Origin of the sequence: Marinobacter sp., from assembly GCF_035268745.1 — a bacterium.
Taxonomy (GTDB): domain Bacteria; phylum Pseudomonadota; class Gammaproteobacteria; order Pseudomonadales; family Oleiphilaceae; genus Marinobacter.
The window spans coordinates 128780-143438 of the sequence record NZ_DATFKH010000057.1 but is presented as its reverse complement, the minus strand read 5'-3'; the positions used below and the strand labels follow the sequence as shown (position 1 = coordinate 143438).

General features: G+C 58.2%; 12 protein-coding genes. 11 read left to right on the top strand and 1 reads right to left on the bottom strand.

Going from position 1 to position 14659, the window contains the following annotated elements; translation table 11 throughout:
* The first annotated feature begins 8 nt into the window (after positions 1 to 8).
* From chrA to VJ956_RS05405, 11 genes are all read left to right on the top strand, one after another.
* Positions 9 to 1208 (top strand): chromate efflux transporter, encoded by a 1200-nt coding sequence (chrA, locus tag VJ956_RS05455; protein WP_324082510.1) that lies wholly within the window; start codon positions 9 to 11, stop codon positions 1206 to 1208.
* Positions 1209 to 1897: 689 nt separating this feature from the next.
* Complete coding sequence (locus VJ956_RS05450; protein WP_324082508.1) at positions 1898 to 3646, top strand: aminotransferase class III-fold pyridoxal phosphate-dependent enzyme; 1749 nt, start codon at positions 1898 to 1900, stop codon at positions 3644 to 3646.
* A gap of 2 nt (positions 3647 to 3648) precedes the next feature.
* Positions 3649 to 6357, top strand: a complete 2709-nt coding sequence (locus VJ956_RS05445) for a glycosyltransferase (RefSeq protein ID WP_324082506.1) — start codon at positions 3649 to 3651, stop codon at positions 6355 to 6357.
* Between the two features lie 29 nt (positions 6358 to 6386).
* On the top strand, positions 6387 to 7295 hold the full coding sequence (asd, locus tag VJ956_RS05440) for an archaetidylserine decarboxylase (RefSeq protein WP_324082504.1): 909 nt from the start codon (positions 6387 to 6389) through the stop codon (positions 7293 to 7295).
* Between the two features lie 10 nt (positions 7296 to 7305).
* Positions 7306 to 7932, top strand: coding sequence for a hypothetical protein (locus VJ956_RS05435; RefSeq protein ID WP_324082502.1), 627 nt, complete (start codon positions 7306 to 7308; stop codon positions 7930 to 7932).
* A gap of 17 nt (positions 7933 to 7949) precedes the next feature.
* On the top strand, positions 7950 to 9056 hold the full coding sequence (locus tag VJ956_RS05430; protein ID WP_324082500.1) for a M14 family zinc carboxypeptidase: 1107 nt from the start codon (positions 7950 to 7952) through the stop codon (positions 9054 to 9056).
* Positions 9056 to 9814, top strand: coding sequence for an alpha/beta hydrolase (locus tag VJ956_RS05425; protein ID WP_324082498.1), 759 nt, complete (start codon positions 9056 to 9058; stop codon positions 9812 to 9814). Before VJ956_RS05430 ends, VJ956_RS05425 begins: the two co-directional genes overlap by 1 nt.
* A 122-nt stretch (positions 9815 to 9936) precedes the next feature.
* Entirely contained in the window at positions 9937 to 10695 is a 759-nt protein-coding gene (locus tag VJ956_RS05420; protein ID WP_324082496.1) for a GNAT family N-acetyltransferase, read from the top strand.
* 5 nt (positions 10696 to 10700) lie between these two features.
* Positions 10701 to 11513: a lysophospholipid acyltransferase family protein gene (locus VJ956_RS05415; RefSeq protein WP_324082494.1), complete on the top strand. Its 813-nt coding sequence runs from the start codon at positions 10701 to 10703 to the stop codon at positions 11511 to 11513.
* A gap of 85 nt (positions 11514 to 11598) precedes the next feature.
* Positions 11599 to 12537, top strand: a complete 939-nt coding sequence (locus tag VJ956_RS05410) for a fatty acid desaturase family protein (protein WP_324082492.1) — start codon at positions 11599 to 11601, stop codon at positions 12535 to 12537.
* Entirely contained in the window at positions 12534 to 12848 is a 315-nt protein-coding gene (locus VJ956_RS05405; RefSeq protein WP_324082491.1) for a non-heme iron oxygenase ferredoxin subunit, read from the top strand. Before VJ956_RS05410 ends, VJ956_RS05405 begins: the two co-directional genes overlap by 4 nt.
* Positions 12849 to 12921: 73 nt before the next feature.
* Here the strand turns inward: VJ956_RS05405 and VJ956_RS05400 are convergent, their stop codons facing one another.
* Positions 12922 to 14544: a hypothetical protein gene (locus VJ956_RS05400; RefSeq protein ID WP_324082489.1), complete on the bottom strand. Its 1623-nt coding sequence runs from the start codon at positions 14542 to 14544 to the stop codon at positions 12922 to 12924.
* Positions 14545 to 14659 lie beyond the last annotated feature (115 nt).

Below are 14659 nucleotides of genomic sequence, written 5' to 3'. Positions count from 1 at the left end.
TCCGGGCGATGAGCGATACACCACGCTTTGCTGATCATATCAGAGAAGTTTTCAGTGCCTTTCTGCTGCTGGGCCTGACCTCTTTCGGTGGCCCGATCGCCCATCTTGGCTACTTTCGCACCGAGTTCGTGGAGCGTCGGCGCTGGCTCTCCGAGCAGGCCTACGCCGATCTGGTAGCGCTGTGCCAGTTCCTGCCGGGACCCGCCAGCAGCCAGGTTGGCTTCGCCCTGGGGCTGATGCGTGCCGGCCCCTGGGGTGCAGTGGCGGCCTGGACGGCCTTCACCCTGCCCTCCGCCATCTTGCTGGTGCTGTTCGCCCTGGGCGCTGCCGTGCTCGAAGGATCCGTCAGCCAGGGCATTATCCACGGCCTCAAGGTGACAGCGGTAGCCATCGTCGCCCACGCCGTCTGGGGTATGGCGCGCAGTCTCTGCCCTGACCGGCGGCGCGCCGGCATCGCCCTGGCCGCAGTGTTCACCGTGGTGCTGGTCAGCGGCCCGCTGGGCCAGGTGGCAGCCATTGTGATTGGCGCTCTGGCTGGTATGGCATTATGCCGGGCCCATGCCGAGGCTGAAGTTCACGACCTGCCATTGCCTGTCTCGGCACGTGCCGGCCAGCTGGCAAGCCTGGCTTTCGTTACTTTGCTGGCTGGTCTTCCGCTGCTGGCCTGGGCGAATACCTCCGCAGCCGTGGCGGCAATGGATGCCTTCTATCGTGCCGGCGCTCTGGTCTTCGGCGGTGGGCATGTGGTGCTGCCGCTGCTGGAAGCCGAAGTGGTGCAGTCCGGCTGGGTCGGTGCAGACGAGTTCCTGGCGGGGTATGGCGCGGCTCAGGCTGTGCCGGGGCCACTATTCACCTTCGCCTCGTATCTGGGCGCGGTGATGACGCCGCTCGGCAGTAGCCTGTTCGGGGCCGCCATGGCGCTGGTGATGATTTTCCTGCCAGGGATGCTGCTGCTGGTGGCGGTGCTGCCCCACTGGAACCGGTTCCGCGGCTGGGATCGCGCTCAGGCGCTGATGCGCGGCGCCAATGCGGCGGTAGTGGGTATTCTGGGTGCAGTCCTGTACCAGCCGGTCTGGACCAGCGCCATTCTTGGTCCCCATGAATTCGCCCTGGCGCTGACGGGCTTCCTTTTACTCAGCGTCTGGAAACTGCCCGCCTGGACGGTGGTGGTCATCCTGGCCAGTGGCGGCATTCTCATCACCATGTAGTCAGTGTCCCGTCTGGTTAATCCGCTGATCTACTGAGCCCCTGTCAGACCTGTTGGCCGGTCGACAGCAGGAGGCGGTGAAGAAGCGGCTCATGAGCATGACCGAGCGCGCCATGGTCAAGAGCGTCAGCATGGACGGTAGAGGTCCTGACCTGCAGCATCCAGGGAACGGCGACCCGGCGCGGACCAGTTTTCCCGCGCCCCGGGCAGTGGCAAGATCCCAAGGGACGCAACGGTTGTTATAACCCGTAAGGATGGCGGCATCATCCGTTCCTGATGGGTTTTGTGTCTGAGTAACCCGACCGGATTTTCCCGACGATGAGCGTTACTGAAACGGGATCAGGGCTACGACCTGCTAACAACTCTCTCAGCAAATTTCCCATCCTGTCCAACTTTCCCTTTTACCCTAGCAACATGCAGTTCAGGGCGGGAGCGAACGCCAATTAGGGGCTAGCGCAGTAAGAGGACATTGGACCTCTGAAATCTGCCGATAGAGGTAGAACCACTACCCCTGTGACTTTCGATTGGTTACCAATTTCAAATCAATCAGTCCTGGTATTTCCCAGCAATAGAATTTCATCAGATCGTGTTGATTGCGGCCGAGCATGTCACACAACTGTAGGAAAACTGCCACATGGGTTTCACTTTGTTCGTTTAGTTTTGAGGAAACCAGCAGGAACAAGGTCGAGGATGTCCGCCATCAGCCTTTACGCTCTCACGGTAGTTGCAGGCTCTTATATTACCTACAAGGCCCTGATAAGGTTGCAGCTCTCACGGGCGAAACACCCCTCTCTCCGTGGCCACAGCAATTGGTCACGGCGAGTGGCCCGGCTGATTCCTTTTTTCAGCTACGATGAGACCGGGTTTTTCGCCTGCGATGGTGCGCCTCCTGCCATAGTTCAACAGCGCCGTAACGCAATTCACCAGTTACGGACGCGCACCGAACAGCAGTGCGCCAAAACCCTGGCTCATTGTCGCACTATTCAAAACAGCGTATCGGACGTTCAGTTCACCAGCCGTTACAGAGTGCCCTTTCCATTCAGCGAGCAATTGCCTGAGTGCTTCAGGCTGGGGTCCATGGCGGATGAAACCCGCGGCTCCCAGATCAAGGACCTGGACGGCAACTGGCGTTACGACCTGTCCGGGTCCTACGGCGTGAATGTTTTTGGCTACGACTTTTACAAGCAGTGCATGGACGAGGGCATAGCAAAAACCCGGGCTCTTGGGCCGGTGCTCGGCGCCTATCATCCGTTGATCGCCGAAAACGTCGAGGCTATTCGCCAGATCTCGGGGCTGGATGAGGTGTCCTTTCACATGTCCGGCACCGAAGCGGTCATGCAGGCGGTAAGACTGGCCCGCTACCACACCGGCAAGACTCACGTGGTTCGTTTCTGCGGCGCCTACCACGGCTGGTGGGACGGCGTTCAGCCGGGCATCGGCAACACCCGCAAGGCCCGGGACGTATACACGCTGGCAGACCTGAGCGAGCAAAGTCTGCGCATTCTGAAGTCTCGGGATAACATCGCCTGTGTGTTGATCAACCCGCTTCAGGCTTTTCACCCCAACAGCGACGCACCATCAGATACGGCGCTGATTGCCAGCGACCGCGCCAACGGCTTCAGCAAAGGTGAATATTCGGAATGGCTTCAGCGGTTGAAAGCGGTCTGCGACCAGCGGGGCATCGTGCTTATATTCGATGAAGTGTTTGCCTGCTTTCGGCTTGCCTACGGCGGCGCCCAGGAATTCTACGGTGTTCGTGCCGATATGGTGACCTATGGCAAAACCCTCGGCGGCGGCCTCCCTATTGGGGCTCTGGCGGGCACCCACAGGCTGATGCGTCGCTTCAAGGATGATCAGCCGGTTAACGTGTCGTTTGCGCGCGGCACCTTCAACTCCCACCCCTATGTTATGGGCGCGATGAATGCGTTTCTGGAGCGTGTCCGCCAGCCAGAGATGCAGCAGCAGTATCGTGAATCCGAGAATCTCTGGAATCGACGCGTGGATGAGTTCAATCAACGTTTGCGCAGCGAAAAGCTTCCACTTGAGATCACCAACCTGCATTCCATTCTCTCGGTACTCTATACCCAGCCAGGCCGCTACAACTGGATGTTCCAGTTCTATCTGAGAGAGGCCGGGCTGGAGCTGAGCTGGACCGGCACCGGTCGGCTGATAATGAGTTACAGCTTTACCGATGCTGAGTTCGACGAAGTTATTGAGCGTTTTGTGAGCGCTGCACACCGGATGCAGGAAGACGGCTGGTGGTGGCAAAGCCCGGCGTTGACCAACAAGGCAATCAAACGACAGTTCCTGGTCGACATGCTGACGGCAAGGTTCCCGGCGCTGGCTGGCCGGATTCACGGCCCGCTGATCGCTTCCAGGCGAAAGAGCATAACCGGTCGGGTATCCGATCGGGACCAATACTCCAGCAAGGTGGGTTGAGTATGACAGTTCAACAGCACGGCTACGGCGACCCCGGTTTCCGTCAGGACTTGAGAGCCGAATTCGACCGCTTCATGGCACAGCAGAAACAACGTTTCGACCCTGAGAATTGCCTGCGCATCGACTTCCACTGTCACGATCACAACAGCGACGTGCCGGACGAACTATGGGGCAGGATACTGCGGCTACCGGAAACCTGGCTGAAAACCAAGAAACTGGTGAAGGTTCTGGAGCAGAACGGTAGCTCCGTGGTTACCGTCACCAACCACAACAATGCCCGATCCTGCTGGCAACTCCAGGAAAAGGGCGTGGACGTTCTGGTCGGCTGCGAATTTACCTGCTTTTTTCCCGAGTACGACCTGTTCATTCACGTACTCACCTACGGCTTCACCCGCGAACAGGAAGCGGTGCTCAATCAGAAACGCCAGAATATTTATGACTTCCTGCGCTACGCTGCCCTTTACGACATCCCGGTGATTCTTCCTCATCCGCTCTATCTCTATAGCCGCAACGACCACATTGACCTGTGCCTGTTCGAAAAGCTGGCGGTGATGTTCTGGCGCTTTGAAGGGCTGAACGGCCAGCGGGATCTGTGGCAGAGCGTACTGACTTTGAACTGGATCCAGAGTCTGACGCCGGAACGCATCCGCGAGTGCGCCCAAAAGCACAACCTGGACCCGACGGAGTTCGGTGTCGATCCTGACCAGCCGAAAGTGGTTACTGGTGGCTCTGATGACCACACCGGTATTTTCGCCGGGCTATGTGGCTCCCAGCTTTACGTGCCAAATCTGCAAAAACGCCTGAAAACCGAAGCGGCTTCAGATCTGGCCCTCGAAGCACTCCGCAATGGACAGATTGCGCCTTTCGGCACCGTGGGCGAAAACCAGAAGCTTAATATTGCACTGCTGGATTACTTTTCGCAGGTTGCCACCAAACTCAAGGATCCGGGGTTGCTGCGCATCCTGCTTCATCGGGGTTCCACCTGGGACAAGATGGGCTGTTTTGTAGTCGCCAATCTGTTTCTGGAAATGCAGAAGCACAAGAAAACCATGAAATTCTTCTCATTTATTCACGACGCGCTCCAGGGCAAGAAACCCCGGCGATTCCTGAAGTGGCAGGCGGCGAAAGACTATAAATTCTGTATTATCCAGTTGGAGAAGATCGCCGAGAGCAGACGTAATCGCCCCGAAGAATTCGTGGATACCGTCAACGATAGCATCGGCGAGTTGTTCAACCACCTGAACAGGCTCATCGCCAAACGGATTCGTAAGGCGCTGGACAAGCATCAGGGCGCCAGCCTGAAGGATTTCTCAACCGAAGAGCTGACCCGGAAACTGGAAATTCCGAGCCAGCTTACGTCGCTGTTCCTGGGGGACGGCAAACGCCAGGACAACATGAGTAACGTCAACCTGGCCGAGGCGCTGGACAGCCTGTCTTTCCCGGTTCTGATCAGTACCGTGCTGGCCGGATCGACTCTTGCCTCCACCCGTGTGCTTTACCAGAACCGCGACCTGCTCAACCGGTTTGCCTGTCAGCTTGGTAAGAACCAACATTCGCGACGGGCTTTGTATCTGACCGACACCCTGTTGGACAAGAATGGAGTATCCACCTCGCTCAGCGGCAAGCTCAAGGAAATCAAGCGCACTGATCTACCCATTGATTTTCTGATCTGCCACCCCGAGGCAGTGCCCGAGCCTCACCTGCATATCGTCCAGCCTGTTGCCGACATTGACCTGCATCCCTTCGGCGAGCAAACCCTGCAAGTTCCGGATGTGATGGAAATTGCCCGAATCTTTTATGAAGGTGGCTACGACCGCATCGTCTGTTCCACCGAAGGGCCAATGGCCCTGGTTGCCCTGTTCCTGCAACAGATGTTCAACGTTCCCAGCTACTTTTTCATGCACACGGACTGGATCGATTTCATTACCCATGCCACTAACCTGAACCAACATGAAAGAGACCGGGTTCGCCGCATGATGCGGGCGCTGTACAACCGGTTTGACGGCGTATTCGTGCTTAACCGTGAACACCGGGACTGGCTGACCGGGCATGAGATGCAGCTGCCGGCAGAAAAGGTGTTGCTAACGGCCCACCACACGGCGCCGAGAGATCTCAGAGTCCAGCCGGCGCGCAAGTCGGAGCTGATTCCCGGCGCCAACGATAAAACCCCGGTGCTGTTTATTGCCTGTCGGCTGAGCCGTGAAAAGGGCATCTTTGATTTGCCAGAGATTGTGCGACAGGCGCGCCTGTCGGTTCCGGAGCTCAGGATCGTGATTGCCGGGTCAGGGCCGGCCGGAGCAGAGCTGCAAAAGGCCATGCCCGATGCTGTCCTGTTGGGTTGGCAGACCCCGGAACAGCTGGCATCGCTTTACCTCGGGCTGGACCTGTTCGTGTTTCCCTCACGCTTTGACACCTTCGGCAACGTTCTGCTTGAGGCTCTGACCCATGGGATGCCCGCAGTGGCATACAACTGCAAGGGACCGAAAGACATCATTGAGAACGGTCAGAGCGGTTACCTGGTTGAAGATATAGAGGGCATGGCGGAGGCGATCGTGGGTTTCTTCGGCAACCGCGACGGTCGTACTGGCATGGTCGAAAACGCCCGCCAACGTGCCGCCCGGTTCCAGGCAGAGCCTATCATGCGTCAGTTCCTTGTGGATCTGGGCCTGGAATACCCGGAACAGGCGCACGCTGAAGTCACGGTGGCCTAGTGAACCGAGCGAACAGGACAACTCCCCAATTGACCGCCGGTGAGCAGCTGAATTTCCTGCTGACCAACCGGTTACCAAGACGCTGGTTAACGCTGTTCATGGGCTGGTTCAGCCAGCTTGAGAGCCCTGCGCTTACGAGGCTCTCAATCTCTGTCTGGCAATGCTTCGCTGACGATCTCCGGTTACAGGACGCAAACAAGAAGCACTTTCGCAGTTTGCAGGAGTGTTTCACGCGGCAGCTCAAGCCGGGTCTGCGCCCGACAGACGCCCGACCCGACATTGTCAGCAGTCCCTGTGATGCCATTGTCGGAGCTTGCGGGCGTATCGCGGGCAACCAGTTGTTTCAGGCCAAGGGCTTTCCCTACACCCTGGAAGAACTGATTCCGGATGCCGAACTGGCATTGAGGTACCGCAACGGCCACTTTGTCACCCTGCGCCTGAAATCCAGCATGTATCACCGATTCCATGCGCCCGTGGACTGCCGGGTTCGACAAGTGAACTATGTGTCCGGAGACACCTGGAACGTGAACCCTATTGCCCTGAAAAAAGTCGAGAAGCTGTACTGCAGGAATGAAAGGGCGGTTATTGAGCTGGAATCAGGGCGCCCGGACTTCAGTCTGACTCTGGTGCCGGTAGCCGCCATTCTGGTGGCCAGCATGAAATTCCATTTTCTGCCGCAGCCGCTGGACCTTAAATACCGTGGTACCAATTTGATTCCGTGCAATGCCGCGTTTCGCAAAGGCGAGGAGATGGGCTATTTCCAGCACGGCTCCACCATCATTGTTTTTGCCTCTGAGCACTACCGACTTTGCCCGGAAATCAATGAAGGAATCTCGATAAAAGCCGGGCAGGCCCTGCTGTCCGGCCATCCACTGCCGGAAGCATTGCACTCTGAGTCCGGCTTGTCCGAAGAACCCGTTGCAACACTCGATCTTTAAGGAAACTGCCATGACCTTTCTTGAGGAACTACAAAAACAACGCTGGGACGACCACCGTTACTACCACCACAACCGGATTAACCAGTTTCTGCATCTGCTCAGTGCCAGCTGTTTTCTGGTCAGCTATGTTCTGGTGTTTTTTCACCCGGCGGCCGCCGCCCTGGTTGGTTGGCTACTGGCGATGACATTGCGCCAGACCGGGCATTTCTTTTTCGAGCCCAAAACCTATGACGACGTGAACAGGGCCAGCCACGACTACAAGGAAAGCGTGAAAGTTGGCTACAACCTGAACCGAAAGATTGTGCTGCTTTCGATCTGGGCATTGACCCCGGTGGCATTGTTACTTGGCCCCGACCTGTTCGGCCTGCTGGCACCGGCAACCGATATGGCTGGATTCATTAGCAACACGGCGCTGGTGTGGCTATCTATCGGTCTGGGCGCGGTTCTGTTCAGGACAGTACATCTGTTCAAACTCATGGGCGTTCAGTCTGGCCTGGTATGGATGACCAAGATTCTCACCGACCCCTTCCACGACATCAAGATTTACCAGAAAGCGCCTTACTACATCCTCAAAGGTGAAATGTACGACACCATGGACGACTGGTACGAAGACAGGTCATTCCGTAATGAGGTGTAGACTGGTGAGGCAGATCCATGACTGAACTGAGCGACCTCACTCACATAAAGGTGATCCCTGAACAGCAGGGTCTGCGTGATGCCAAGCAACGACGCATGTTGCGGCGCAAGTTACCGGAACTGATTGAGCTGGAGCGTATCCTGGCCGAGTCACCGCCGCAGTTTTCCGCGCAGGTGAGCGCGAGCATTCCGGTGGACTCGTTTGAGCTGCCCATTTACCGTGTCGATGTGGGCGAAGCCCCGGCGGACCGGCCAGCGCTATTGCTGCTGGGCGGCGTGCACGGGCTCGAGCGGATCGGTACCCAGGTGGTTCTGGCATGGCTGCGCAATATTGCCAACCGGCTACGCTGGGACGAGCATCTGTCTGAACTGCTGAAGCAGGTGCGGCTGGTCGTTGTGCCCATTCTCAATCCTGGCGGCATGTTGCTGAACCGGCGCAGCAACCCCGCTGGCGTCGATCTGATGCGCAATGCGCCCATTTCCGCCCAGAGCCAGAGTACCTTTTTAGTTGGTGGGCAGAGTTTGTCGCCGACGCTTCCATGGTATCGAGGCAAACCCGACCAGGGCATGGAGCCGGAAAATCTGGCCTTGCAGAGCATCATTGAAGAAGTATTGCCGGGCCGGCCTTTCAACCTATCACTTGATTGCCACTCGGGCTTCGGCTGGCGTGATCAGATCTGGTTTCCCTACGCTTACCGACGCCGCCCAATGCGTAACATTGCGTCCGTCATGGCTCTGAAACTGCTTTGGGAGCAGGCCTATCCTCATCACGACTATCAGTTCGAGCCGCAATCAGAGCATTATGTGACCCATGGCGATCTGTGGGACTACTTTTACAAGCGCCATAATCGCGAGGCCAGCGCCCCCTGGCTGCCGCTGACCCTGGAGATGGGCTCCTGGCGCTGGGTGCGTAAACGGCCCCGGCAACTGTTTAGTCGTGAGGGGCTATTCAACCCCCTCGCCACACACCGCCATCAGCGTGTTCTGCGCAGCCATATGATCCTGCTGGATTTTCTGCTCCACGCCAGCGCCAGTTACGGCAACTGGATGCCGGACAAGTCCGGGGAGGAATGGCTGCGGGCCGCGGCCAGAATGCACTGGTACAGCAAGAGTGAGAACCTGTAATGGACTGGTTGCTAATTCGCGGGCTGGCACGGGAAAGTGCTCACTGGGGCGACTGGCCAGAACAGCTTCGAGAGGCGCGCCCTCAGGACAGCTTCCATACAGTGGATCTTCCCGGCACCGGGCTTGCCCGGCATTTGCGCTCGCCTACCTCCATTGAAGGCGTGCGCCAATTTGCCGAGAGGGCGACTCGCCAACTTCCACGCCCGCTAGGCCTGATCGGGCTGTCTCTCGGGGGCATGGTGGCGCTGGACTGGGCGCTCCATCGGCCGGGAGACTGCGCGAGTCTGGTACTGATTTCTTCCAGTTCCGGGCTGAGCGCGCCCTGGCGCCGCCTGCGCCCGGGCCAATGGCCGCAGGTAATGCGCATGCTGACCCAGGCCGACAGCGATGCGCGGGAACAGGCCATTCTGGCCCTTACCAGCAACCGCCCCATCAACACTGCGGTTACTGAGCAGTGGCAGGCGATTCAGCGAGAGCGTCCGGTGCGGCGGCTCGATGTGATTCGCCAGCTATACGCCGCCTCCCGCTACAAGCCGCCACACAAGGTGCCACCGATGCCAACCCTGGTGCTGGCAAGTCAAGGTGACCGGCTGATGGACTGGCGCTGTAGTCGGGACCTGGCCGAATCGCTTGAATGCCCGTTGGCAGTGCATCCCGGCGCTGGCCACGACTTGCCACTGGACGATCCCCAGTGGCTGACCGCACAGCTCAATACCTACTTTTCAGCCGATCACTGCTGCCAGGCCGACCCCGACTGAGTTGTCATGGAATCGTCGCAAACCCTTCATCTGGTTGCAATATCCCTCCCTTAACGTCTGATTGAACGAGCCTGCTATAGATCAGTGGCGGCAACAAATCAGCCAGTCAAAGGGATCAGAACATGCAAATTCAATCCGCAGTCGCCAGCAGCGGCCGAAAGCTTACCTCCGGCGTGACAACCGAACCGGCCCGGATCGTCGCGGCTCAGCGACTACGGCACCAGATATTCACCTGCGAATATGGTGCCGATCTGGAAACGGATGGTGGTATCGACCAGGACCGCTTTGACCCATGGTGCGAACATTTCGTGGTTATGGACCAGCACAGCGAGGTTGTGGCCACTACGCGCCTGCTGCATGGAGACGTAGCAGCCAGAATCGGCGGCTTTTACTCTGAAGACGAATTCAATCTCGATCGCCTGAAACGCAACCCGGGCGTCTTCGCGGAGCTTGGCCGGACCTGCATTCACAGCGATTACCGCTCGGGAGCGGCGCTGAGCATGCTTTGGTCAGAGGTGGCAAAGTATCTGGTTCAGGAAGGCATCGACTATCTGCTGGGCTGCGCCAGTATCAGTATGCTGGACGGCGGCTACAAAGCCTGGCGAATCACCCAGCAGGTACAGCAGGAGCACCTGGCTGCAGACGACTTCCGTGTCATTCCGAAACGCACGCTGCCGCATCTTGCCAGCCATCAGTTGAAGACAGACAAAGTGGCGATTCCACCATTGCTCCGCACCTATATGAGACTGGGGGCAGAAGTGTGCGGTGAGCCCTGCTGGGACCCGGCTTTCCGCTGTGCCGACCTGCTGGTACTTTTGCACGTGGATAAACTGGCACACCGTTATGCGCGGCGCTATAAACTTGAGGCCAGGACTGCTTGAAGCCAATGGAGCCTATTGCTGCAAGCCTCCGGCTGTTTACACGGCTGAGTGCGTTTGTCGGGTTTCTGATGCTCAGCACGACGACCCTTTTGTTGTTGCGGATTGTCGAGCTTTGCAGCGGGCGCCGATTCGATCGGGCCACTCTGGTCAATGTTTATTGCATCCGCCTGTGCCGGATTCTGGGCATGCATATTCAGACTCACGGCCAGGCAATGGAGTGTTCGGGAATGCATGTATGCAATCATGTTTCCTGGACGGATATCCCGATTCTGGCGGCGGGCCTTCCTTTGCGGTTTCTTGCCAAACGTGAGGTGGCTTCCTGGCCACTGATTGGCTGGATCACGCGTCAGGTCGGTACTATTTTTGTAAAACGTGGGGCCGGCGACTGCGCTGCAGTGCGACAGAAACTGACCTCGGTCCTGGCAGCGGGGGAATGCGTGCTGGTGTTTCCTGAAGGCACCACGACGGCCGGTGCAGGCGTCCGACCGTTTCACCCGCGCCTGCTCGGCGCGGCGATCACGGCCAGGTGTCCGGTGCAGGCGATAACGATTGCCTACCACCGGGACGGGCAACCCGACTGCCTGGTACCTTTTATCGGCGACGACGATTTTGTCGCCCACCTGTGCCGTCTGCTGGCAAAACCTGCGGTGCAAGTAGATGTCATGTTTCATCCCCCAGTCGCGGTTTCGGTCACAGAGAGCCCACGCGAACTGGCCAGGATACTTCACCAGCAGGTCAGCACCGGGCTGGAGACATTGCGGGAAAAACACCATTGGGAAGCTTTTTGCAGGGCCGAATCGGGACGTGCTATGGTGTAGTGATGTCGCTTTCAGATCCCTGTCCTGCTCACAATAGCTCCGGCGTAAAGACCCGTGTACCGACAGAGCTGATGGATCATCAACGATGACACACGGCATTGTCACACCCCTGACCCAGGCGCTTGCAGAGGGCAAGCTGACTCGGGACGAAATGAAATCCCTGATGCAGCGCTCCGACAGGCCCGCCCTGCGCCACCTGGCGCTGTGGTTGCTGGTGCTGGCCGGAACCACAACACTGGTCACCCTGGCATGGAACAGCTGGCTGATCTGGCCCGCCATGCTCCTGCATGGAATCGTGCTGGTGCATCATTTCTCTCTACAGCACGAATGCGTGCATTACACCGTATTCCGCACCCGCAAACTGAACAATATCGCCGGGCAGATCTGTGGCTTGATTATCATACTGCCACATCGCTTTTTCCGGTATGAGCATTGCGACCACCACACCTATACGCAACAGACCGGCCAGGACCCGGAATTGATCCCGATGCCGCAGACCTATGGTGAATACCTGCTCTACCTGTCCGCGATCCCTTACTGGAAGGCAAAGTTCACCGAGATTTCACGCCACGCCATGGGTCGGCTTTCGGACATCGAAAAGCGCTTCATCCCGAAAGAGGAACATGCCGCGGTGTTCCGGGACGCGCGGACGATGTTGGGCATATACGCACTGATTTTTATCGGTATGGCGGTCACCGGCTGGTGGGGGCTGATCTGGTACTGGATCATTCCGCTGTTTCTCGGCGAACCGGTCATGCGTTTCATCCGGATGACGGAACATGTGGGTCGTCCGACCGTTACCCGGATGAGTGAAAACACCCGCACCAACCTCGTCTCCGCCCCGTTGAGGTTCCTGTGCTGGAACATGAACTATCACGCAGAACATCACTATGTTCCCCTGGTTCCCTACCACACCCTGCCACGCCTGCACGAAAAGCTGCGTGACCATATTCATGTCGAGCCGGGTGGCTATCTCGGTGCCCATCTCGACATCCTGCATCAGATCCGCGAGGCGAGGGCATGAGCGACAAATCCTGGCGCGACCTGATTGCGGTAAACGAGCTGGAAAAGGACTGGGTCACCCGGGTCGAGGCCGGAAAACGGACCATCGCTGTCTATGACACGCCCAGCGGCATCTATGCCTCGCTCGCGCTCTGCACCCATAACGGCGCTGATCTTTGCGATGGCTATTTCGACGATCACGTGATCGAATGCCCGCTGCACCAGGGGGCCTTTGACATTCGCGATGGAAAGCCCGTCGCGCCGCCCGCCACGCAGGCGCTGCAAGTACTTGAGGTACGGGTGCGGGACGGGATGGTGCAACTGCGGATCTGATGCCGATCCGCTGATTGACCCGCGGATCGCTCTGCTCCTGAACGAACGCCAGCACCAGTCTCTGACCGGGTTTTCAGAACCGCCGGGTAACCGAGAGGCGGTAGCTCTGGTTCAGGGTGTTGTCGGACTCTGAAAGGCTCGCGGTCAGCTCGGTTACCAGCAGGCCAATGCGGTAATCCAGGCGGTTTTCCCAACGGGTATCATCGTTTGCCTCCAGTGAGTCATTCTGCTCGATCAGGTACAGCAGGTTATCGCTGGTATAGCGCAGGTCCGATCGCCAGCTCAGGCGATTGATGCCAAACACGGCACTCTGCAGGTAAGACATACTGATATTGGTACTCGGATTCCAGTCGCTGAAACCCTCATTGTCGCTGCTGCGGCTGGTCTGCAGGGTTGCACTGAGAGAAAGGGTTTGGTTCCGGCTGAAATTCTGACGCAGGGAAAGCTGCAGATTCACCAGTTGGAATATCTGTTCAACCTCGCCGTCACGGTATTGCCTTGAATCCGAGACCTGAAATTCACCATAGGCGCTACCCAGTTCCAGCGGGCTGTCCAGCCTGATTGATGCGCCATTCTGCAGGCCCGAGAGCGGCTCCCCGGTATTGGAGATTTGATGGGAGGCGGACTGACGCAAGGTCCCGGTCAGCCGTCCGAAATCACCCGTCGCCAGGGGCTTGCGCAGGTCATGACCGATCCGGACAGAGCCATTGGCAAATTCGGTATTGTCCTCTTCAGTCTCTACGCTCTGGTAGCCGCCGCTCAGATCCGCATTCCAGCTATGGCTGAGGTCGGCAAAATTCCGTGATCCGGAGTTGAAACCGAGCCGGACGTTATGCTGCTGGCTGAAACGCTGGGCCACATTAACCGGCCTGCTGAGGCCGGTATTGGTATCGACTGAAGTCTCTTGGTAGGTAGCCCCGGAGTTGACACTGGTGGTCCAGCGATCACTCAGACGATAGCTGGCGCCAAGATTGGTGGCGACCAACTGCTGGGTTCCGAGAGAGGAGGCGGACTCATTGTTGAACTCCAGCGCCCGCAGGTTGCCGCTTAACCTGAGCCGTCGCTCCCCGCCACTGGTCCATATGGTGGTCGTGCTGACCTGGTCACGGTCGGTACTGGAAACGCTGCTTTGAGTGTCCCGCTGCTGCCGGGTCGTGCTTGCCAGGTTGTTGACGGTCAGATTGCTGTCCTGGGGGTTATAGCGATGCTGGAAGTTGATCAGCTCGCGTTCGTCGGAGCCGATGTCGCCCAGGGACCGGCGCACTTCATTCTGCTCGACCGTCAGGTCCAGGTCATGCTCACTGAAGTTTTTGCGGCCAGTGAACTGCCAGTTCTGCCGTTCATTGCGAAGCGGTTCGCCAGTGGCCTGGTCTACAGTTGTTTCTTCGTAGCGTAACTGATATCGGCCCAGGCTGGAGCTCCGGTAACTCTGCTGAAATCCGTAGCGGGTAACCGTGCGATCCGTTTCCCGGGCACTCGTCGTCAGGGCGTCACTGTTCAGGCGGGTATCATCACGCAGGAACCAGAGGTTCAGGGGCACATCTGACTGCGGCAACAACCCGAGCCGGGCCTCGCCAGTGGTCAACTCACCGTTCTGGGACCGTGGCTCCTGCCGTCCGCCCCAGAATTTGCTTCTGGTCAGCGAAAATCCTACTGAACCCGAAAACTGGGCGAACCAGGGCTCCCAGAGGTACATGTTTTTTTCGAGCCGGAGAGTGCCCGCATTGCTGGTGCTCGAGCTACTGGTTCCGCCGCCGTCAAAACGGGAATAACGGCCCGTGTACTCCAGTTCACCACTGAGCGGGGCCGCT